We start from the raw sequence: 21,103 nt of genomic DNA on the forward strand, positions 1-21,103 counted from the left end.
TCCCGCGCGCCCCGAGCCGCCAGCCCGTCGAACGCCGTGTCCCCGCCACGGAGCAGTCCCCGAGCACGGCCGTACGGACTGTCGAGAGGGGGCCTTCTGACCTCACCGCGTGACCGTAGCTTCACTCTCGGCCGCCCGCGTAGAGGCGTCCGAGGGCCTTTCCGGCGTCTTGGACGTGGTCGCGGTCACTCCCGCAGGGAGTGGAGAAGGCCCGGAAAAGGGGCTGCGCGTGACGTGAGGCACAGGACCTGCGTCACGTACTACGTGTATTAGTGGATAAATGCGGACAAAGCACCTCAATTGGTTCCGGGGGTATTCCGGGCGGCAGTCGGCGTTTCCATCGCGCATCCTGTCCCATACCGCCGTTCACCTGCGCTTTCTCCTTGTGGGCGGCGTCACGTAAGCCAGCTCACAGGCGCGAGAAGGGGCTGTTCCGGCGCCGAGAAAGAGTCTGAGGGCTACGTAATTTCGTAGTAGATGCCCTGTTTTGGATGCTCTGGGGGGCTTGTTACCAATGGGGTTGTCGCCCCGGCAATCCGCCGGAATCCCCCCACTCGGAGGTACTCACCCCATGCCGAAGAGCACCACGTCCTCGAACGCCCGCACCACTGCCCGTCTCCGCAACCGCGCCGCCTTCATGGCCGCCGGTGTGGGTGCCGTCGCGGTGCTCGGGGCGGGGGCCGCGGTCGCCGCCGACACGGGCACGCAGACCACCAAGGTCATCCCGACTGTCAGCGCGGCCGGCGTCACCGCCCAGGCCGACGCGCAGTCGAAGGCCGCCGAGCACACCGTCAAGACCAAGGCCGCCGGTGCCAAGACCGCCAAGTCCTGGATCGACCCGGTCAAGAAGTACGAGCTCTCCGCGAGCTACGGCAACGGCGGCTCCCGCTGGGCGCACAAGCACTCCGGCCAGGACTTCGCCGTGCCCACCGGCACCAACGTGATGGCCGCGCACTCCGGCACCGTCGTCAAGGCCGGCCCGATCGGCGCCGGTGACGGCCCCGCCTACGGCAACGCCATCGTCATCAAGCACGGCTACAAGCTGTACTCGCAGTACGCGCACCTCTCGAAGATCGACGTGAAGGTCGGCCAGACCGTCAAGACCGGCCAGCACCTCGCGAAGTCCGGCAGCACCGGTAACTCCAGTGGGCCGCACCTCCACTTCGAGATCCGCACCACGCCGAACTACGGCTCGGCCGTCAACCCGGTCAACTTCCTCCACAAGATGGGCGTGACGGTCTGACCGGACCCCCTGAGCACCACCCAGGGAGCAGTACCGCGGAGCGGCACCACGGAACCACACACCGCACCGCACCACGGGAGCGCCGCACCACCGCTCCCCAGGGCCCCGGCCCGGCGACACACCGTGTCGACCGGGCCGGGGCCCTTCCCGTCCACTGGGCCGGATCCCTTCCGTGGACGGGATCAGCCTGCGTCGGGCGCCCCACCGCCGTCCGTCGGGGCGTGCTCGGGCAGCCACAGGACCGCCACCGCTCCCTCGGCCGGGGCGTCCGGCCCGGCGCCGGGCGGCAGCAGGTTGCGGAAGGTGAGCCGCGCCCCGAGCACCCGCGCCTGCCCCGCCGCGATCGTCAGCCCCAGACCGTGCCCGCCCCCGGAGCGGTCCGCGCTGCCGGTACGGAACCGGCTCGGGCCCTGCAGCAGAAGCTCGGTGGGGAACCCGGGACCGTGATCGCGCACCCGCACCACCCGGCCCTCCACCATCACCTCGACGGGGCCCTGGCCGTGCCGCCCGGCGTTGGCGAGCAGATTGCCGAGGATGCGCTCCAGGCGCCGCGGATCGGTCACCACCTCCGATTCCCGCAGCACCCGCACGGAGACGCCCGCGTCGAAGGTGCGGACCCGCCGTTCCACGAACTCCCCGAGCATCAGTTCTTGCAGCTCGGCCCGCTCCGCCGCGCTGTCCAGCCTTGCCACCTCCAGGACGTCCTCGACGAGCGTGCGCAGCAACTGCGCCCTGTCCTTGACCAGCTCGGTGGGCCGCCCCGGTGGCAGCAGCTCCGCCGCCGTGAGCAGCCCGGTCACCGGGGTCCGCAGCTCGTGCGCGATGTCCGCCGTGACCCGCCGCTCCGCCTCAAGACGCTGCCGCAGGGCGTCCGCCATGGCGTCCACGGCCCGGGCCAGGTCGTCCGTCTCGTCCCGTACGATCCCCCCGATCGCCTGCCGCACCTGCACGTCCCGCCGCCCGCGCGCCACCTCGCGCGCCGCTGCCGCCGCCTTGCGCAGCCGCCGCGAGAGCTGCCCGCCGATGAGCACCCCGAGCGCGCTGCCCCCGAGCACCACCGAGATCGAACCGATCACGAGAGCCTGGTCGAGGTCCCGCATGATCCGCTGTTTCCGCGGCGACCAGCGGGTGTGCAGGGACAGGACGTGCCCGTTGCTGAGCGGGAGCGCCGCCCAGATGTCGGGCCGTCCGCCGGGCCCGGAGGCGAGGTAGGTCGCCCGCCGGTTCTTCGCCACCCGCTCGCGCAGCTCCTTCGGCAGCCCCGGGTCGTCGAGGGTGGCGCCGAACTGGAGCCGCCCGGTCGTCTCGTAGATGCGCTGCGCGAACTGCACCCGCTGGTCCTGCACGTCACGAGCGCTGTCGAGCATCGAGAGCTGCGCCGCGTTGTGCACGACGAGGCTCAGCGCGATCGCCACGAGCGCTCCGACGAGGGCGATCGCCGCGCTCAGCTTCCAGCGCAGACCGGTATGGAACACGCTGCGCAGGCGCTCCCGCCACGGCGCCTTCGCCCGCCCCGCCGCGGTGTCCTCCGGCCGCTGCTCCTTGTCGGGGTGCCGCTCCGTCTCCGTCACGCTAGGCCCGCAGTTTGTAGCCGAAGCCGCGGACCGTCTCGATCCGGTCCTGGCCGATCTTGGCGCGCAGCCGCTGCACATGGACGTCCACGACCCGTGTGTCCCCGCCCCAGCCGTAGTCCCAGACCCGCTCCAGGAGCCGGTCCCTGCTGAGCACGGTGCCCGGGGCCGCCGAGAATTCGAGGAGCAGCCGCATCTCGGTGGGGGTGAGCGCGATCCGTTCCCCGCCGCGCCGGACCTCCATGCCCTCGGTGTCCACCTCCAGGTCCCCGAAGCGCAGCAGCCCCGTGGTCTCCGGCTCCTCCGGCTGCCCGAGACCGCCCCCGGCGTGCCCGAAGCGGCGCATCACCGCGCGCAGCCGTGCCACCAGGACGGACACGTCGAAGGGCTTCGTCACGTAGTCGTCCGCCCCGGCCTCCAGGCCGAGCACGACATCGATGCTGTCCGCGCGCGCCGACAGCATGATGACCGGCACCGTGGACTCGTCCCGGATGCGCCGGCAGAGGCTCACCCCGTCCATGCCGGGCACCATCACGTCCAGCAGCGCGATGTCCGGCGCCCCCGCGCGGAAGGACTCCAGGCCCTGGAGGCCGTCCGGGACCGCCGTCACCCGGAAGCCCACCCGCTCCAGCGCGAGCTGTGTCGCCTCCCGGATCACGTCGTCGTCCTCCACGAAGAGGACGCGCGCCCCCGCACGCCGTGGTGTCTGCTCTTCCATGTCCGTCTGCTCGTCTTCCCGTCGTTCCCCGCCCACTCGCCCGGCCCCGCCTGCGCCCGGCCCGGCACCGCGGGACCCCGCAGCAGGGGCCCGGCGCCGCGGGCTCCCGCCCTCCACCGCCCGCGCCCAGCGGTTCCCGGGCGGTGCGTGCCGTCACCCCGGGGGAGTGGTGGGGACGGCGACGCCGTCGTCCTCCCCGGTCCCGTTGTCCCCGTTGTCTCCGCCGACCGCCTTGCTGTAGTCGTTCCGCATCCGGTACGACTCCGAGAACTCGCCCCCGTGCCAGCCGTACGTGATGACCTCCTCGCTCGACGGGTACGAGACCGGGTCACCCTTCTTGTACAGCTGCCGGGTCACCACCAGATCACCCCGGTCGATCTCCGCGTAGACCGGGGGGTCCTCCGCCCGGAAGACGCTCACGTACCCCGACTTCTCCTTGCGGTAGACGTAACTCGCCACGCCCACCGCGTCCCCGCAGGTCATGACGTTGACCAGGAGGTCGGGTGCGCCGGCCCCCGTGAGGTCGCCCGAGGAGACGTCCACCGGGTATTCGTGCCCGCCGCACGGCTTGAGGTCCTTCTTGGTCTCCGCGCTCACCGAGGCGTCCGAGAGCAGCAGCCGGACCACCGTCTGCTGGCTCATGACCGGCACCGAGGCGCGCTCCGAGGCGCTCGGCGCCGGACTGACCCGCGCCGCCGACTCCGGCCGGGCGGGCCCCTCGTCCCGCGTACCGGTGCCCCCGACGGCGCAGCCACCGGCCGCGAGCAGCGCGGTGGCTCCCACGCCGAGCCCGCGCCACCGCGCCGCCGCACGTGTACGAGCCCCCCGGCCCCGGCGGCTTCCCGGCTCCCGCCCGGCGGCGACCGGTAGTGCCGGGTCCGCGGCGGATACGGCGTTCGTCCGCCGTGGTGCGAGCGCCCCGGCGGACGCGCCCCGCGCCCCGCCCGCCCCCGCGGCGACGAGACGAACCCGGGCACGCCCGGACCGCCGGGGGACGAGAACGTGTCCGCGAAGTCCCGCACAGCGTCCCCGGCGCCCGGCACGCCCTCTCGCCGCACCGGCCACGGACCCGAGTACGTCCCGTACGAGGATCCGGAGCCAACGCGTCGAGAGCACGTACCGCACACCGCGGGCACCGCGCAGGACTTCGCGGACAAGCCCTAGGCCACGCACCGCTCCAGCTCCTCACGTTCCTGCGCCCGCGCTTCACGCGCCCGGCTCTCCAGCTCTTCCCGGAGCCGGGCCAGAGCACGGTGCAGGGTGCTCTTGACGGTGCCGGGCGACATGCCGAGCGCCGCCGCCGTCTCCTCGGTCGACATCTGCTCCCAGTGTCGCAGGACGACGACACTGCGCTGCTTGGGAGCGAGGACGGAGAGCACGTCCATGAGCAGTGAGCGGTCGGCGTACTGCTCGGTCGGGTCCGGCACCGCGTCGACGCTGTCCTCGGGAAGCTGGGCGCTCGGCACCTCTTCGAGACGGCGCGCGCGCCACCACTCGGTCCGCGTGTTGATCATGACGCGACGCAGGTAGGCGTCGGCAAGGCGCTTGTCGGCGATGCCCTGCCAGCGGCGGTAGGTGCGCGCGAGAGCGGTCTGGAGCAGGTCCTGCGCGTCCACCGGATCCGGCACGAGGCGCCGGGCGCTGCGCAGCAGGGCGTCCTGCCGCGCCCGTACGTACTCCTCGAAACCGAGGATCTCCTCGGGCAGCCCGTCCCCCGCCGCCTCGTCCCGCACTCCGTCGCCGACTGTCGCCTGCGCCATCTCATCCGCCTCCGTGTCCCCGTGATCCCCGTATCCCCGTGTGCTCTGGTCGAAGCACGGCGCTGACGCTACGGAGGGGGTGTAACGGAGCCTTCCGAGGAGGCGGTCGATGGAGGCACAGCTACCCATCGGTTGTGTAACAGCCCGCCGAAGTGCGGGAGTCGCGCACCCTTACGGGTTCTTTGCCGGTTTTGCGGGGTGGGGAGGCGGGGCGGCGGGAGGTCAGCGGGGCTGGTGCGGCGGGTAGGGGCGGTGTCCCGGCAGCCGGTAGCGGCCGTTCTCCAGGGGCTCCACGAGGCCGTCGGCGACGAGTCCGTCGAGCGCCCTGGCCCGTTGCGCCGGGTCGTGCCACACGCGGTCGAGCGCCGCCTGCGGCACCGGCTCCAGGGCTTCGCGCAGCACCGCGAGGAGCTTTCCGCGCACCTGCCGGTCGGTGCCCGCGTACGTCTGCGCGCGGCGCGGCGGGCCGGTGTGCTCGGGCTTGCCGGCGAGCCGCCAGGCGCAGCGGTCGCGGAGCGGGCACGGCTCGCACCGCTCGCCCTTCGCCGTGCACAGGAGCGCGCCGAGTTCCATCGACGCCGCCGCCCAGCGCGCCGCCGTGTCCTCGTCCTCGGGCAGCACGGAACGCGCGAGGCGCCGTTCCGCGGCCGTGGTCGCGTTCGGCGGGAACTGCTCGCCGCTCACCGCCCGCGCGAGTACGCGCCGCACATTGGTGTCGAGCACCGCGTGCCGCTGCCCGTAAGCGAAGGAGGCGACGGCCGCCGCCGTGTACTCGCCGATGCCGGGCAGCGCGAGAAGCTGGGCGTGGTGTTCGGGCACGTCGCCGCCGTGCCGTTCCGTTATGGCGACGGCCGCGCCGTGCAGCCGCAGGGCGCGCCGCGGGTAGCCGAGGCGGCCCCAGGCGCGGACGGCCTCGCCCGAGGGTTCCTTGGCGAGGTCGGCCGGACGCGGCCAGCGCCGCATCCATTCCTCGTAGACGGGCAGGACCCGGGCCACCGGGGTCTGCTGGAGCATGAACTCGCTGACCATCACCCCCCAGGCACCGGCCTCGGGCCGCCGCCACGGCAGATCCCTGGCGTTCGCCTCGTACCAGGCGATCACGGGGCCGTGCAGCGATGCGCCCTCCCGTTCGGGAGGCGCCGAGGGCGAGGGGGAGGGGACGGACGCGGCGGAGTGCGTGGGCAAAGTCATGGCGCTCGAATCCTGCCACGTGCACACCTCCCGGCCACTCGCCGCGCCTCTCGCGGGAGGGTGACGACGGGGAGGGTGGAGCACAAAGGGGGCGCACGCCCGGCGCACGCGCGGCCGGGCCAACAGAGGGGTGCACAGGGCGTGCTGACCGGGGGACTCGCGGGGCGACCGGGCGCCGAGGCTGCTCGCCGCGGACCGCGAACGGAGGGCGGGCGGGCGCCGTCTCGGGCGTACGCCGATGACCTGCCATGACGCACAGTATCCGGACGGTCACGGAACTGTTGTCAGAGGTGCCCCGTACCGTGAGGAGCATGGCAGCGTCCACGCTCTCGCGCGGCGTCCGGGCCCTCGGGCTCTGGGCGGTCCTCGCCGTGCCCGTCGTCCTGGCACGCCTGCTCGGTCTCGTCGCACACGTGCCCTGGGGGGCCACGGCCCTCGGACTCGGGGTGCTCGCCCTCGCCGCCGTCTGCGCGCGGCGCCACCCGGCGACGGCGCTGCTGCTCGCCGCGGCCCCCGGGCTCGCCTTCGGCACCGCGCTCTTCACCGCGGACTACGGCCTCGCGCTGCCCGTCCTCGCCTACCTCCTCGGCCTGCGCGGCGGGGCCCGGCAGACCACTGCCGCGTGCGCGGCACTCCTGCTCGCCGGCTCGGCGCGGGTGCTGTGGGGTGCCGAGGACCCGGTCACGGCATGGCTGCTGCTCCTCGCCGTGCTCCTCTTCCTCGTCGTCTTCCCCTGGCTCGCCGGGAGGTACCGGCTCCAGCGCCGGGCGCTCGCCGAGGCGGGCTGGGCGCGGGCGGCCCGCCTCGAAGCGGAGCAGCGGGCCGTCGCCGAGCGCGCGGCACTGCGCGAACGGGCGAGGATCGCGGGCGAGATGCACGACGCGCTGGGCCACGAGCTGAGCCTCCTCGCGCTGCGCGCCGGCACGCTCCAGGTCGCCGCCGACCTGCCGGAGCGGCATCGCGAGGCGGCGGCGGGGCTGCGCGCCGCGACGGCGGACGCGGTGGACCGGCTGCACGAGATCGTGGGGGTGCTGCGCGCGGAAGAACCGGGCCCGGCGCCGAGCGATCCCCCACCCGAGCCTCCTCGCGCCCCCGACCTGGACCGCCTTCTCGGCCGCACGGTGGCCTCGGGCCTGGCGGTACGGGTCACGGCCTGGCCCGAGCGGCCCGACGCGCACACGGGGTTGCGCCACCGCGTCGTGCGGGAGTCGCTCACCAACGCCGCGCGGTACGCGCCGGACGCCGAGGTGACGGTCGCCTGCGCCCCGGGGGACGGAGGCACCCACCTCCGGATCGCGAGCGGACCGGTGGGCGGGCCGGGGCGCGGGGGCCCGGCGGAGGGATCGGACACGGGGCGGGTGGGCGGGCTGCCGGGCGCCGCTTCCTCGGGCGGACCGGCCACGGAGGCCGCTGGGGGGACCGGCCGTCCGGCGACCCGGCCATCCGGGCCACTCCGGCCGCTCGCTCCGAAAGGCGGCGGCTCGGGGCTGCGCGCGCTCGCGGGCGCGGTCCGTGCGGCGGGCGGGCGCTTCGACGCGGGTCCTCGGGAGGACGGCGGCCACCTCGTGGAGGTGTGGCTGCCCGCGCGGGGGCCGGAGGTGGCCGGGGCGAACGCACCGCTCGGCATGGGGTCGGTGCCCGGTGCGGCAGGGGCGTTCGGTGCCTCCGGTGCGGGACCGGTGTTCGGGCCGGGGCGGTTGCGGCGGCTCTTCGTCGCGGGTGTCGTGGCCGGAGCGGTACTGCTCGGCGGCGGGTTCGGCTGGTACGCGTACAGCCGAGGCCACTCCGTGCTCGACGGGCGGGTCTACGCGAGCGCCCGCCTGGGCACGTCGTACGCGGACCTCGCGCCGAGGCTCCCCGCGCGCACCGTCGGCGACGTGCCGGTCGAGCGGGAGCCCGCGCGACCGGCCGGGGCCGCCTGCCGCTACTACCGGGCGGTGCCGGATCTCTTCGTGAGCATGGACCACTACCGGCTGTGCTTCAAGAACGGACGCCTCGTGGACAAGACCGTCGTGCCGGGAGCGGGCGTGGCCGGGGACGCGCGCAGGGAACTCGGGGAGCTGGGCGGATGAGAGGGGAGCGCGGGACGGAAGCGGAGCCGCCCGGGGCCGGGGACCCGGTGCGGGTGCTGCTCGCGGACGACGAACGGCTCGTGCGCGAGGGCGTGGCGGCGATCCTGGCGAGCGCCCCGGGCATCGAGGTCGTCGGGCAGGCGGGCGACGGGCGCGAGGCGGTCGCCGAGGGCCTGCGGCTGCGCCCCGGCGTGGCGCTGCTCGACGTGCGGATGCCGGTGCTCGACGGGCTCGGGGCGGCGGAGGAGTTCGCCCGCCTGCTGCCGGACACGGCGGTCGGGATGCTCACGACGTTCTCGGAGGGGGAGTACGTGGAGCGGGCGCTCGCCGGGGGCGCGGCGGGCTTCCTGCTCAAGTCCGGTGACCCCTACGAACTCATCGCCGGGGTGAGGGCGCTGGCGGCGGGCGGCGCCTTCCTCGCGCCCCGGGTGACCCGGCACGTCCTGGACGGGCTCGGCGGGCGGCGCCTGGAGCGGGCCGCCGGGGCGCGGCGGGCGGTGGCCCGGCTCACGCCCCGGGAGCGCGAGGTGCTCGTCCTGCTCACGGACGGGCTGTCCAACGCGGGGATCGCGGAACGGCTCGGCCTGAGCGAGGGGACGGTGAAGGCGTACGTGAGCGTCGTCCTCGACCGGCTCGGCGTCCCCAACCGGGTCCGCGCCGCCGTGCTCGCGCACGAGGCGGGGCTGCCGGTGGGGGAGGAGGGGTGAGAAAGGAGGCGGATCAGCGGACGTAAGGCGCGGCGTGCGCGGCGCGGCGCTGCCCCGGGCCCGCGAGCCAGGCGAGGAGTCCGATCGAGGAACCCCGCATGGTGGTGGCGAGCGCGGCGAGCGGGCGGGTGCCGAGCCTGACGACGACGAGCGAGACGAGGGCGCCGAGGACGAGTCCGGTGGCGACGTCGTGCGGGTAGTGGACGCCGACGAAGACCCGCGAGAACGCCATGAGGAGCGCCATGGGCAGGGTGAGCCAGGCGATCACGCGCCAGGCGAGCATGAGGCCCACGGCCGCGCCGGCGGCGATCGTCGCGTGGTTGCTGGGGAAGGACCAGTCACCGTGCGGGGGGCAGTCGATCAGGGGCTGGGCGCCCTTGACGGCACGGCAGGGACGCTCCTCGGTGATCGAGGACTTGGCGACCTCGCTGATCACGTAGGCGACGGCGGTCCCCAGCGGGGCGAGGACCGCGACGGCCAGCGCGCCCGGTTCACCGCGCCGGGCGCGCCACCAGGCGACGACGAAGAGCGCCGCGAAGAGCAGCAGCCCCAGTTCCGTCCAGATCTCGGCGAGCTTCTGGAACCACTCCGGCGTGCTGTGCCCGAAGTCGAGGATGTCGAGATAGAGGTCAGAGTCGACGCTGGTCATGCCTTCCATGGTCGGGGACGCTACGGGCTGCTCCTGACCACCACATCCCCCGGCGGGACCGTTCCCGCCCCTGCCGATCGGCAGGGGCGGTGGGTGAACCGGCGGAGGACACGGTACGGCGGAGGGGTGAACCGGGCCGTCCGTGGCGTCGGCCCCACGGTGGCGCGGGGGCGGAAGGGGTATGCGCGGACAAGCCGGGCGGAACGCGGGCCCGTGCCGGGAGCGGAGCGCGGGCGAAGGCGTGGATGCGTGGCAATTGCACCCGCACCGGAAAAGGAAGGAAACAAAAGAGACACGAATAGGGAACGGAATGATCACGGCCCCGGCCGGGGCTGGTGAGGCGGCACCGAGGTGCGGCCGGGGGGTGCGCGGGGTGGAGCGGAACGGCCCGTACCGCCGCGAAACCGGCAGCCGGGAAGCGGGCTGCCGCTCGTGTGAAGACCAGCCGGAATGATGATCCGGGAAAGTTGACGGTGGGGCGGCGGGTGGCGCCGGGAGTGGCGAGGATCTCTCGTAGAGTTGCGCCGTGGGATCTATGCGCAATCCGGTCGGTCCGCTTCCCTCCAGCATCTACTGGCGACGGAGGGCGATTCTCGGCGCCGTCCTGGTGCTGGTCGCTCTGCTCGTCGTCTGGCTGGTGAATCTCACGAGCGGAGGCGGGGGCGGCAAGAAGGACGGCGCGCACGGTTCCGGCGGCTCCTCGGGGCCCGCGCCCTCCATCACCCCCGGCCCCAGCGACTCGGGACCGGCGATCAGTCAACAGCCGGGCGGCCGCGACGAGTCGGGCGGCTCCGGCAAGGACGACGACACGGCCACGCCGGGTGACGGCGCCTCAAGCGGGGCGGCAGGTGGCGGCTCCGGCGAGGACGGGGCCGGCAAGGGCGGTTCGGGAGACGGGGCGGACGGCACCGGCGGCTCCGACGAGGCGGGTGGCGACGGCGGTTCGGGCGCCTCCGGCGAGGGCGCCGGGTCCGGCAGCAGCGACGCGCAGCGCGTCCCCGCCGGGTCGAGTCTGCCCGACTGCACGTCGGATGTCGCCGAACTCTCGCTGCGCAGCGCGCACAACACGTACGCGCCCGGCAAGAAGCCGAAGCTCGAACTGTCCGTCAAGAACAGTTCGGCCGCCGCGTGCAAGGTGGACCTCGGCGCGGCGCACACCGTCGTGACGATCACGCTGACCGGCGAGGACGACCCGTACTGGTCCTCCAAGGACTGCCCCGCGACCGAGAGCCTGTGGCTGCGGGTACCGGCGAAGGAGACGATCCGGTACGAGATCGAGTGGAACCGCAAGGCGAGCCGCGCCGCGTGCGCGAAGCCGCCGAGCGGCTCGGCGAAGCCGGGCACCTACCTGGTGGAGGCGAAGGCGCCGGGGCTGAAGAAGGCCCGCGCGTCGTTCCGCCTCGACAAGGACTGAGGAACCGAAGGGGGCGGGGCACCGCCCGGGCCCGCGCGCCGGCCGCGTCGCGTCCGGGCCGCCCCGCTTCCGGCTGCCGCGCCCCGGCCTTCCCGCCCCCGTACTTCTCAGACGTACCGTTCCAGGATCGACGACTCCGCCAGGCGCGACAGCCCCTCGCGCACGCTCCGGGCGCGGGCCTCGCCCACCCCGTCGACCGTCTGGAGGTCGTCGACGCTCGCGGCGAGCAGCTTCTGCAAGCCGCTGAAGTGCTCGACGAGGCGGTCGATGATGGCTCCGGGCAGCCGCGGGACCTTCGCGAGGAGCCGGTAGCCGCGCGGCGAGACCGCCGAGTCGAGCGCCTCGGGGGAGCCCGTGTAGCCGAGGGCGCGGGCCACGACGGGGAGTTCGAGCAGCTCGGTGTGCGTGAGCGCGTTCAGCTCCGTGAGCGCTTCCTCGACGGTACGGGCCCGGCGCGCGGTCGGCTCGGGCACGTAGTCGCGGGCGACGAGCTCACGCTCCGGCTCGACACCGGCGATCAGCTCGTCGAGCTGGAGCGCGAGGAGGCGCCCGTCGGTGCCCAGCTCCACCACGTACTCGGCGATCTCCGTCGCGATCCGCCGCACCATCTCCAGGCGCTGCGCGACCGCGCACACGTCCCGCACCGTGACGAGGTCCTCGATCTCCAGCGCGGAGAGCGTCCCCGCCACCTCGTCGAGGCGCAGCTTGTACCGCTCCAGGGTCGCGAGCGCCTGGTTGGCGCGCGAGAGGATCGCTGCGGAGTCCTCCATGACCCGGCGCTGCCCGTCCACGTACAGCGCGATGAGCCGCATCGACTGGCTCACCGAGACGACGGGGAAACCCACCTGCTTGGAGACGCGGTCGGCGGTGCGGTGCCGTGTGCCGGTCTCCTCGGTCGGGATCGTCGGATCGGGCACGAACTGCACGCCCGCCCGCAGGATCTTGGTGAGGTCCTTGTCGAGCACGATGCCGCCGTCGAGCTTGCACAGCTCCCGCAGCCGGGTCGCGCTGAACTCCACGTCGAGGTTGAACCCGCCCGTGCACAGGGACTCGACCGTCTTGTCCCAGCCGAGGACGATGAGCCCGCCCGTGTTCCCGCGCAGGACCCGTTCGAGTCCGTCCCGCAGGGCCGTGCCCGGCGCGACCGCGCTCAGTGAGGCGCGCATCAGCGCATCGGCACGGGCAACACCGCCCGACTTGCCGGGAGTCGCTCCCCGGTCGCCTGCTGCCACTGCATTCCTCCGGTCGCAGATCTACGGTGCCCGGCCGCCGCCCCGCCCGGCCCTCCCCGGGCCCAGGCGGCCCGTGGCCCACCGTACGGACGGGCGAGACCGGGGCAAAGTCTACCGGCGCCGCCCCGGCGTGCCGGGGCGCAGGCGGACGCGTCCGGACGCGGGACGCGCGCGAGCGGCTCAGAACGGGGCCGCCGTGCCCTCCGCCCAGAGATCCGGCGCCTCTTCCTCGCGGGGCGCCGGGGCGGTGGGGGAGTCCTTCGCGGGGGAGGTGCGCGCGGTGCGGCGCGTGGCCGGCGCACGGCCCTCACCGCGCCCCGCCGCCGTACGGGCCGCGCCCCGCGCCCGCCCTTCGGCGCCGCGCCCCTCCTCCGTACGCCCCTCGCCTTCGGCGCCCTGGCCGCCTGTCCTCCCGCCGCGCCCGGCGCTCCGGCCGCGCGGGAGGACGAGGAGGGCGTCGCTGATGTCGGCGACCTCGGTGACGCGCATCCCCGCGGGGACGCGCCCGGGATCGGCGGGGACGAGCGCGTGGGTGAAGCCGAGGCGGTGGGCCTCGGCGAGACGGCGCTGCACCCCCGTGACACGCCGCACCTCGCCCGCGAGACCCACCTCGCCGATCGCCACGAGGTTCTTCGGCAGCGGGGTGTCGCTCGCCGCGCTCGCGAGGGCGAGAGCGATGGCGAGGTCGGCGGCCGGTTCGGAGAGCTTCACGCCGCCGACCGTCGCGCTGTAGATGTCGCGCTTGCCGAGCGCGCTGATGCGCCCGCGCTGTTCGAGGACGGCGAGCATCATCGAGACGCGCGAGGTCTCCAGGCCGGAGGTGGTGCGACGCGGCGAGGGGATCTGGGAGTCGACGGTGAGCGCCTGCACCTCGGCGACGAGGGGCCGGCGACCCTCCAGCGTGACGGTGAGGCAGGTGCCGGGGACGGGCTCGTCGCGGCGGGTGAGGAAGAGGCCGGAGGGGTCGGTGACCCCGGTGATGCCCTCGTCGTGCAGCTCGAAGCAGCCCACCTCGTCGGTCGCGCCGAAGCGGTTCTTGACGCCGCGCACGAGGCGCAGGCGCGCGTGCCGGTCGCCCTCGAAGCTGAGGACGACGTCGACGAGGTGTTCCAGGAGGCGGGGCCCGGCGATGGCGCCGTCCTTCGTGACATGGCCGACGAGCAGGGTCGCCATGCCGCGCTCCTTCGACGCGCGGATGAGGGCCCCCGCCACCTCGCGCACCTGCGCCATGCCGCCGGGCGCGCCGTCGATCTCGGGCGAGGCGACGGTCTGCACGGAGTCGACGACGAGCAGCGAGGGCTTCACCGCGTCGAGGTGGCCGAGGACGGCGGAGAGGTCGGTCTCGGCCGCCAGGTACAGCTCGTCGTCGAGCGCGTCGATGCGGTCCGCGCGGAGCCGGACCTGCGAGGCCGACTCCTCGCCCGTCACGTACAGCGTGCGGTGGCCGGGACCCGCGGCCTTCGCGGCCACGTCGAGGAGCAGCGTGGACTTGCCGACCCCCGGCTCCCCCGCGAGGAGGACGACGGCGCCAGGCACGAGCCCGCCGCCGAGCACCCGGTCCAGCTCGGGCACCCCGGTCGAACGCGCCGTGGCCTGCCGCCCGTCGACCTGCGCGATGGGAAGGGCGGAGGTGGTGACCCGGCCCGGCGCCGTGGTGCGCACCGCGGGAGCGCCGTACTCCTCGATCGTCCCCCACGCCTGGCATTCCGGGCAGCGCCCCAGCCACTTGGCCGTCTGCCAGCCGCACTCGGTGCAGCGGTAGGAGGGGCGTTCTTTGGCGGACTTGGTGCGGGTGGGCATGCGGCCACCGTAGCGGGAGGGACTGACAGGGGAAGGCGGGGCGAGTGGCGCGGGCGGAAGGTCCGGGTTTTCCGGGGGATGTCCCTGAGGGGGAGGGGCGGGGGGTCGGGGATGTCCCCTAGGGGATGCGTGGCCCCCCGACGGGCCACAACGGTCGGGGGGTGGCGGGGAGTTCCCCGGGGCGGGGGCGGAGTGGGGTGAAGTGGGCGCGGGGTGGGGGAGTGTGGGGGGCCGGGTGGGGCGTGGAGGTGCGGGTGGCCGCGCGGAAGTGCTTCTTACGCCCCCGCGTGGGCTCGTACGCCCCCGCATGAAGCCGTACGCGTCCTCCGCTGTCCCCTTTCGAGCGATCTGTTCACCCGTAAGGAGTAAATCGGCTCAAGGAGGGGCGAGTGAGGGCGCGGGGGCGCCTACGGTCGCCGGGTGATGAGCAGCAGGACCGAGCACTCCACCTCCCGGGACGGCACGGGCTCCTCCGGCGTGCCCGGCGCGGCCGCGGCGCGGCCCGGCGAGGCCATCGACGAGCGGTTCGACGGGTACCTCGACGGCCTCTTCACGTACTGCCTCTCCGTCCTGTGCGCGCACGACGCGGCGGTCGGTGTGGTCGGCGAGGTCCTCGCACTCGCCGCGCGCAAGCAGAGCCGCGCCCCGCAGGACGAGGAGGACCGGCAGGCGTGGCTCTACGCGCTGGCCCGCTGGGTGTGCCTGCGGCGGCTCACCGAGACGCGCGGACGCCCCGAGGAGGAAGCGCGCGAGGAGTCCGCGGAGGGGCGCGAGCGGCGCAGGGAACTGGCCCGGCTCGCCTGGCCCGAGGCGGCCGGGACGAGCCCCGAGCAGCGCGAGGCGCTGGAACTCGCGGTACGGCACGGGCTGACCCCGCTCCAGGTGGCCTCGGTGATCGGCCTGGAGGCGAGCGCGGCGCGGGAACTGCTCGCGGCGGCGGCGTGCGAGGTGGAGCGGACGCGGGTCGCGCTGGGGGTCGCGGCGAGCGGGGGCTGCCCCGTCGCGGCGCGGTACGCGGGGGACCGGCGCATTCCGCTGGGCTCCGCGCTGCGCGGTGAGCTGGTGCGCCACGTCGACGAGTGCCCGCGCTGCCGCCGTACCGCCGAACGCGCCGGTGCCGCCGAACCGTGGCCGGGCACGGCCGTCACCCCGGACGCGCTGCCCGTCCTCACCGCCCCCCGCGCCGAGATCCTCGCGCACGCCACCGCTCCGCAGTCCAAGCGCCGCAAAGACGCCACGCAGTTGCGCCTCGACCGCAAGGGCTTCCCGATGGACGCGCGGGAGCGCGCGGCCCGGCGCGAACGCCTGCGCTCGCGCGCCGTGACGACGACGGTCGTGGCGACCGTCGTCGCCGCGCCGCTCCTCGCCCTGTGGACCTCGTACGGGGGCGGGCTGCCGTTCTTCGACGACGGCCCCGACGGCGGTCGCTCGGTGAGCGCGCGGGACGGCGAGGGCAAGGACGGAGCGGGAGCGGAGCCGTACGAGAACGCGGGCAGCGCCCAGGACGCGGGCGAACCGCTCTCGGCGACCGTCCTCGACCCGGAGGGCAAGCACCGCGCGGGCGCCTCCGGGCTCGCCGTCACCGTCCGCACGCGCGGCGACACCAGCCTGATCACGCTGCGCGCCACCGGCCGCGCTCCGCTCGACTGGGGACTCGCGACGGAGGCCGACTGGGTGCGGCTGAGCAAGCACGCCGGGCGGCTCGAACCGGGCGAGTCGGTGACAGTGCGGGCGCACGTGGTGCCCGGCCGCTCGCCGGAGCACGGCTGGCGGGCGGAGATCCGGGTGAGCCCGGTGGACGCGGTGATCGTGCTCAGCGGCAGCGGCACCCGCGGCCGTACGCACGAGAAGGGCACCGGAGGCGGCCGGGAGAGCGCCGAGCCGCCCACCGGATCGCGGCCGAGCGCCGGGCCGAGCCACAGCCAGGCGCCCCCGACCGACACCGGTCCGAGCGAGAACCCGCCACCCACCGACACAGGGCCGAGCGAGCCGCCCGCGAGCCAGCCGCCCGAACCACCCGAGAGCACCCCGCCGACCTCGGGACCCACGAGCCCGGAGGAACCGGCGGAGGGCGAGCCGGGCACGGAGGGGCAGCCACTACGGAGGCACTAGGCAGGCCCGGCCTCCGCCCCCGGCCGGTAGGCACGATCCCCCCGCCCGCAGACGCTCGGCCAGGGCCCCGGCGCCCCGGCGCACGGGCCGGTCCCGCCCGGCCCGGCTCCCGTACGGCCGCCCGCCCCCGTCACCCCACCTGGTCCGCCGGGTGCGGGGCCACCAGCGGAAGCTGCGAGGCGAGCCGCGCCTCGCACAGCTCCACCAGTCGCGCGTACGCCTTCTCGCCCATCAGCTCCGTCAGCTCGGGCCGGTACGAGACGTAGACGGGTTCGCCCGCGCCGTGCGCCGAGGTCGCCGAGGTGCACCACCAGTGCAGGTCGTGGCCGCCCGGACCCCAGCCCCTGCGGTCGTACTCGCCGATCGAGACCTGGAGGATCTGCGTACCGTCCGGCCGCTCCACCCAGTCGTACGTCCGGCGCACCGGCAGCTGCCAGCACACGTCCGGCTTCGTCTCCAGCGGCTCGCGGCCCTCGCGCAGCGCCAGGATGTGCAGGGCGCAGCCCGCGCCGCCCGCGAAGCCGGGCCGGTTCTGGAACACGCACGAACCCTGCCAGCGCCGCGTCTGCCGCTCCCCGTCGTTCTCGTCGAGCTGCACCCAGCCCGTCGAGGTGCCCACGTCGTGGTGCTGCCAGATGTCCGGCGTGAGGCGCTCGACGAAACCGGCGACCCGCTCCTCGTCCTCCTCGTCCGAGAAGTGCGCGCCCAGCGTGCAGCAGCCGTCGGCCGCGCGCCCCGCCTGAATGCCCTGGCAGCCGCTGCCGAAGACGCAGCTCCAGCGCGAGGTGAGCCACGTCAGGTCGCAGCGGAAGACCTGCTCCTCGTCCTCCGGGTCGGGGAACTCCACCCACGCCCGCGCGAAATCGAGCCCCTTCTCGTCGTCCTCGGGAAGGGGGTACGCGCCCGGCTCGGTCGCCACCGCGACGACCACCTCGCCCGCACCGTCCTCCGCCGGAGCGGTCCGCAGCTCGCGCGCGAGCGACGCGGCCCGCTCGGCGCTCCGCTTCGCGCGCGACGTCGTGCTCCGCTTGTCCGCCTGCTTCTCGCCCTGCTCGCGCTTCCGCTTGTCCTGCTTCTGCTGCTGCGGCACCTCGGGGGCCCCTTCGGACGGCGGCATTTCCGGGGACTTCGCCTTTTTCGTCTTCGGCACGCGCCCAGCGTAAGCGCGTCGCCCCGCCGACCGGGAACGTCACGCCCGCGCCTCGCCCACCAGGTCACGCCGGTTCTTTGCCCCCCAGGTCACGGCGCGTACGCCACCAGGGTCACGGCGCGTCCCTTTACACGTGGCGGTACGGGGCTGACCCGGTGGCGCTCCTTCGTGCCGCCACGCCGCGCGCTCTCGCGAGGCCGCTCCCGCACCGCCCCGCGCGCGGCGTCCGCTTCCGCCTGCGGCCGGCCGCGCCCCGTACGCCCCGGTACACCGTCCGGTACTCCGCCCGCGCGCCCGGACCGGCGCAGTAGCGTGTGCGGTCATGAGGCTCGGAGTACTCGACGTCGGCTCGAACACGGTGCATCTGCTTGTCGTCGACGCCCACCACGGCGCGCGGCCGTTGCCCGCGCACTCGCACAAGGCCGAACTGCGCCTGGCCCAGTTGCTCGACGCGGACGGCGCGATCGGTGAACGCGGCGTGACCGCGCTCATCGCGACCCTCCGCGAAGCGCTCCAGGCCGCCGAGGACAAGGGCGTCGAGGAACTGCTCCCCTTCGCGACCTCCGCCGTGCGCGACGCCGTCAACGCCGACGAGGTGCTGCGCCGCGTCCGCGAGGAGACGGGCGTGCGGCTCGACGTGCTCAGCGGCCCGGAGGAGGCGCGGCTCACGTTCCTCGCCGCGCGCCGCTGGTTCGGCTGGTCGGCGGGCAGGCTGCTGCTGCTCGACATCGGCGGCGGCTCGCTGGAGATCGCCTTCGGCCTCGACGAGGAACCCGACGCGGCCGTCTCGCTGCCGCTCGGCGCCGGCCGCCTCACGCACACGCGCCTGCCCGGCGACCCGCCCCCGCCCGAGGACGTCAGGGAGCTGCGCAAGTACGTGCGGGCCACGATCGCCCGCGTCGTCGGCGAGTTCAGCCGCTTCGGGCCGCCCGACCACGTCGTCGCGACGTCCAAGACCTTCCGCCGCCTCGCCCGCGTCGGCGGCGCGGCACGCTCCTCCGAGGGGCTGTACGTGACGCGCGAGCTCAAGCGCCGCTCCCTGGAGGAGTGGGTGCCGCGTGTCGCCGCGATGACCGCCGCCGAACGCGCCGAACTCCCCGGCATCCCCGGGGACCGCGCCGACCAGCTTCTCGCGGGCGCGATCGTCGCCGAGGGCGCCTTCGACCTCTTCGGCGTCGAACGCGCCGAGATCTGCCCGTGGGCACTCCGCGAAGGCGTCATCCTCCGCCGCCTCGACCGGCTGGACCGCCTGGACCGTGCTGATCGGCTCGACCGCGCTGACCGGTTCGACCGCGCTGACCGGTTCGACCGCGCTGACCGGCTCGATCGCGCCGAGGGCGGGAGCGGACCCGTGGCGGAGGCGGTCGCGCCACGGACACCCCGGGTCTGAGGGGGCGCGCCGACCGCCCCCTTCCCTCTCGCCCCGCACGCTCCCGCTCCGCCCCTCCTGACGAAGCGCCCGCTCCCGCTCCCGCCTCGTGGCGAACCGCACACTCCGCGCCACCGCGCAGGTCGCGCCGGGCGGGACCGCGGCCCGCGCGCCCCGGCGGGGCTTCCGCCCGGACACCGGCGCGCTACCGCCCCGTAGGCTGGGGGGGTGGTTGAAGCAGCGGTCCGCGTTCCGGGTGCGAAGGTCGCCCTGTCGACGGCCTCGGTCTATCCGGAGTCGACGGCGACGGCCTTCGAGATCGCCGCGCGCCTCGGTTACGACGGCGTCGAGGTCATGGTGTGGACCGACCCGGTCAGCCAGGACATCGAGGCCCTGCGCAGGCTCTCCGACTTCCACCGCGTCCCCGTCCTCGCCATCCACGCCCCTTGTCTGCTCATCACCCAGCGGGTGTGGACCACGGACCCCTGGACGAAGCTCCAGCGTGCCCGCAGCGCCGCCGAACGCCTCGGCGCGTCGACCGTCGTCGTCCACCCTCCCTTCCGCTGGCAGCGCCAGTACGCGCGCGACTTCGTCGACGGCGTATGGCGCATGGCGAACGAGACGGACGTGCGCTTCGCCGTCGAGAACATGTACCCGTGGCGCTACCGCGAGCGGGAACTCCTCGCCTACGCCCCCGACTGGGACGTCTCGCACGACGACTACCGGCACTTCACCGTCGACCTCTCGCACACCGCGACGGCCCGCACCGACGCGACCGCGATGATCGACCGCATGGGCGACCGCCTCGCCCACGTGCACCTCGCCGACGGCTCGGGGTCCGGCAAAGACGAGCACCTCGTGCCGGGGCGGGGCACCCAGCCGTGCGCCGAGACGCTGGAACGCCTCGCCGCGAGCGGCTTCACGGGGCACGTGGTCATCGAGGTCAACACGCGGCGCGCGATGTCCAGCGCCGAACGCGAGGCGGACCTCGCCGAAGCCCTCGCCTACACGCGCCTCCACCTGACCGCCCCCCTCTCCCCGCCGCGCACCGAAGACCCCGAGGCGACCGGCACCACGGAGGCGACCGGCGCCACGGAGGCGACCGGCGCCACGGAGGCGACCGGCGCCACCGGATCGACCGATGCCACCGATGCCCCGCGCACCGGTCCCGACCTCACCACCCCCTCGCCCGCGAAGTCCCCCCGCCCCTGACCCACCGGGCGGACGGAAGGCCCGGCCACGGGAGCGCGAAACGGGCGGCCGGTACGGGCGCGGCACGGGCACAGAACGGCACGCAGGAGGCGGTACGGATGGCGGACGACGAGACGACGCGGGAACCCCGCCGACGTCGCGGCCGGCCCCCCAAGGCCCTCACCGCGACCGGTCCCGGCGCCAGGGAACGCATCCTCGAAGCCGCCAGGACCGCCTTCGCCGCACACGGCTACGACCGCACCCCGGTACGCGCCGTCGCACAACTCGCCGGGGTCGACGCCTCCCTCGTGCACCACTACTTCGGCACGAAGGACGCCCTCTTCGCCGCCGCCGTGGAAGCGCACTTCGCCCCGACCGACGGGCTCGCCGACGTGATCGGCGCGGGCGCCGAAGGCGTCGGCGAACGCCTCGCCACGTACTTCTTCGGCGTCTGGGAGAACCCCGTCACCCGCGCCCCGCTGCTCGCCCTCGTCCGCTCCGCGCTCACCCACGAGGCCGCCGCCGGGGTCCTGCGCTCGCTCGTCCTCAGCCGCCTCCTCGAACGCATCGCCCAGCGACTCGACGTCCCCGACCCCCGCCTGCGCGCCGAGCTCGCCGCCTCGCACCTCGTCGGCATCGCGCTGCTGCGGTACGTGCTCGGGGTCGAGCCCCTCGCCTCCGAACCGGCCCCCCGCCTCGTCGCCGCCGTCGCCCCCACCCTCCAGCGCTACCTGACCGACCCGGACCCGGGCGCCACCGGAGCCCCCACACCCGGCCACCCCCACCCCTCGGCGGAAGACCCCCCACCCGGCCACGCCTAGCCCGGCGGGGGTGCCCCGCGACCGGCCGTCCCCTCGCCCGGCGGGGCCCGCGACCGGCGGCCTCCTCGCCCGGGGGAGAGCCCGCCCCCGCCGCCCCGCCGGG

Annotated in this window: 17 protein-coding genes; 8 read left to right on the top strand and 9 right to left on the bottom strand. The window is 74.8% G+C overall.

Going from position 1 to position 21,103, the window contains the following annotated elements; translation table 11 throughout:
- The first annotated feature begins 571 nt into the window (after nucleotides 1-571).
- Entirely contained in the window at nucleotides 572-1,243 is a 672-nt protein-coding gene (locus tag IF99_RS0122520) for a M23 family metallopeptidase (protein ID WP_030998623.1), read from the top strand.
- A gap of 182 nt (nucleotides 1,244-1,425) precedes the next feature.
- On the opposite strand, the gene cseC is transcribed toward IF99_RS0122520, so the two are convergent.
- The 5 genes from cseC to IF99_RS0122545 all read right to left on the bottom strand — a co-directional run bounded on the left by cseC (nucleotide 1,426) and on the right by IF99_RS0122545 (nucleotide 6,483).
- The gene (gene cseC, locus IF99_RS0122525) at nucleotides 1,426-2,814 is read right to left on the bottom strand and encodes a two-component system sensor histidine kinase CseC (protein WP_030998624.1); all 1,389 of its coding nucleotides are present in this window, start codon (nucleotides 2,812-2,814) and stop codon (nucleotides 1,426-1,428) included.
- Between the two features lies 1 nt (nucleotide 2,815).
- Nucleotides 2,816-3,532 (bottom strand): two-component system response regulator CseB, encoded by a 717-nt coding sequence (gene cseB / locus IF99_RS0122530; protein WP_051703628.1) that lies wholly within the window; start codon nucleotides 3,530-3,532, stop codon nucleotides 2,816-2,818.
- A gap of 153 nt (nucleotides 3,533-3,685) precedes the next feature.
- Complete coding sequence (locus IF99_RS0122535) at nucleotides 3,686-4,315, bottom strand: hypothetical protein (RefSeq protein ID WP_030998629.1); 630 nt, start codon at nucleotides 4,313-4,315, stop codon at nucleotides 3,686-3,688.
- 377 nt (nucleotides 4,316-4,692) lie between these two features.
- Entirely contained in the window at nucleotides 4,693-5,292 is a 600-nt protein-coding gene (locus IF99_RS0122540; protein ID WP_234340809.1) for a SigE family RNA polymerase sigma factor, read from the bottom strand.
- A 222-nt stretch (nucleotides 5,293-5,514) separates the two neighbouring features.
- Nucleotides 5,515-6,483: an A/G-specific adenine glycosylase gene (locus IF99_RS0122545; protein ID WP_037827335.1), complete on the bottom strand. Its 969-nt coding sequence runs from the start codon at nucleotides 6,481-6,483 to the stop codon at nucleotides 5,515-5,517.
- 311 nt (nucleotides 6,484-6,794) lie between these two features.
- Between IF99_RS0122545 and IF99_RS0122550 the strand changes: the two genes are divergently transcribed.
- Both IF99_RS0122550 and IF99_RS0122555 read left to right on the top strand, forming a co-directional pair.
- Nucleotides 6,795-8,555 carry a sensor histidine kinase gene (locus IF99_RS0122550; RefSeq protein WP_030998635.1) on the top strand — a complete coding sequence of 587 codons (1,761 nt, stop codon included), beginning with the start codon at nucleotides 6,795-6,797 and terminating at the stop codon, nucleotides 8,553-8,555.
- Nucleotides 8,552-9,262 (top strand): response regulator transcription factor, encoded by a 711-nt coding sequence (locus tag IF99_RS0122555; protein ID WP_199806537.1) that lies wholly within the window; start codon nucleotides 8,552-8,554, stop codon nucleotides 9,260-9,262. Before IF99_RS0122550 ends, IF99_RS0122555 begins: the two co-directional genes overlap by 4 nt.
- Before the next feature lie 13 nt (nucleotides 9,263-9,275).
- Here the strand turns inward: IF99_RS0122555 and IF99_RS0122560 are convergent, their stop codons facing one another.
- The gene (locus tag IF99_RS0122560; protein ID WP_030998639.1) at nucleotides 9,276-9,920 is read right to left on the bottom strand and encodes a phosphatase PAP2 family protein; all 645 of its coding nucleotides are present in this window, start codon (nucleotides 9,918-9,920) and stop codon (nucleotides 9,276-9,278) included.
- A gap of 517 nt (nucleotides 9,921-10,437) precedes the next feature.
- On the opposite strand from IF99_RS0122560, the gene IF99_RS0122565 reads away from it, so the two are divergent.
- Nucleotides 10,438-11,325, top strand: a complete 888-nt coding sequence (locus IF99_RS0122565) for a hypothetical protein (RefSeq protein WP_234340810.1) — start codon at nucleotides 10,438-10,440, stop codon at nucleotides 11,323-11,325.
- A gap of 107 nt (nucleotides 11,326-11,432) precedes the next feature.
- Here IF99_RS0122565 and disA read toward each other — a convergent pair whose 3' ends face one another.
- Entirely contained in the window at nucleotides 11,433-12,557 is a 1,125-nt protein-coding gene (gene disA / locus IF99_RS0122570; protein ID WP_030998643.1) for a DNA integrity scanning diadenylate cyclase DisA, read from the bottom strand.
- A 180-nt stretch (nucleotides 12,558-12,737) separates the two neighbouring features.
- Nucleotides 12,738-14,357, bottom strand: coding sequence for a DNA repair protein RadA (radA, locus tag IF99_RS31040; RefSeq protein ID WP_234340811.1), 1,620 nt, complete (start codon nucleotides 14,355-14,357; stop codon nucleotides 12,738-12,740).
- A gap of 423 nt (nucleotides 14,358-14,780) precedes the next feature.
- Between radA and IF99_RS0122580 the strand changes: the two genes are divergently transcribed.
- Nucleotides 14,781-16,469 carry an RNA polymerase sigma factor gene (locus tag IF99_RS0122580; protein WP_030998645.1) on the top strand — a complete coding sequence of 563 codons (1,689 nt, stop codon included), beginning with the start codon at nucleotides 14,781-14,783 and terminating at the stop codon, nucleotides 16,467-16,469.
- A 130-nt stretch (nucleotides 16,470-16,599) separates the two neighbouring features.
- Here the strand turns inward: IF99_RS0122580 and IF99_RS0122585 are convergent, their stop codons facing one another.
- On the bottom strand, nucleotides 16,600-17,586 hold the full coding sequence (locus tag IF99_RS0122585; protein ID WP_030998647.1) for a hypothetical protein: 987 nt from the start codon (nucleotides 17,584-17,586) through the stop codon (nucleotides 16,600-16,602).
- A gap of 355 nt (nucleotides 17,587-17,941) precedes the next feature.
- On the opposite strand from IF99_RS0122585, the gene IF99_RS0122590 reads away from it, so the two are divergent.
- From IF99_RS0122590 to IF99_RS0122600, 3 genes are all read left to right on the top strand, one after another.
- Complete coding sequence (locus IF99_RS0122590) at nucleotides 17,942-19,009, top strand: Ppx/GppA phosphatase family protein (protein ID WP_030998649.1); 1,068 nt, start codon at nucleotides 17,942-17,944, stop codon at nucleotides 19,007-19,009.
- Nucleotides 19,010-19,216: 207 nt separating this feature from the next.
- Nucleotides 19,217-20,200 carry a sugar phosphate isomerase/epimerase family protein gene (locus IF99_RS0122595; protein WP_030998651.1) on the top strand — a complete coding sequence of 328 codons (984 nt, stop codon included), beginning with the start codon at nucleotides 19,217-19,219 and terminating at the stop codon, nucleotides 20,198-20,200.
- A gap of 98 nt (nucleotides 20,201-20,298) precedes the next feature.
- Nucleotides 20,299-21,000, top strand: a complete 702-nt coding sequence (locus IF99_RS0122600) for a TetR family transcriptional regulator (RefSeq protein WP_051703629.1) — start codon at nucleotides 20,299-20,301, stop codon at nucleotides 20,998-21,000.
- Nucleotides 21,001-21,103 lie beyond the last annotated feature (103 nt).

The organism is Streptomyces sp. NRRL F-5630 (assembly GCF_000719475.1).
GTDB lineage: Bacteria > Actinomycetota > Actinomycetes > Streptomycetales > Streptomycetaceae > Streptomyces.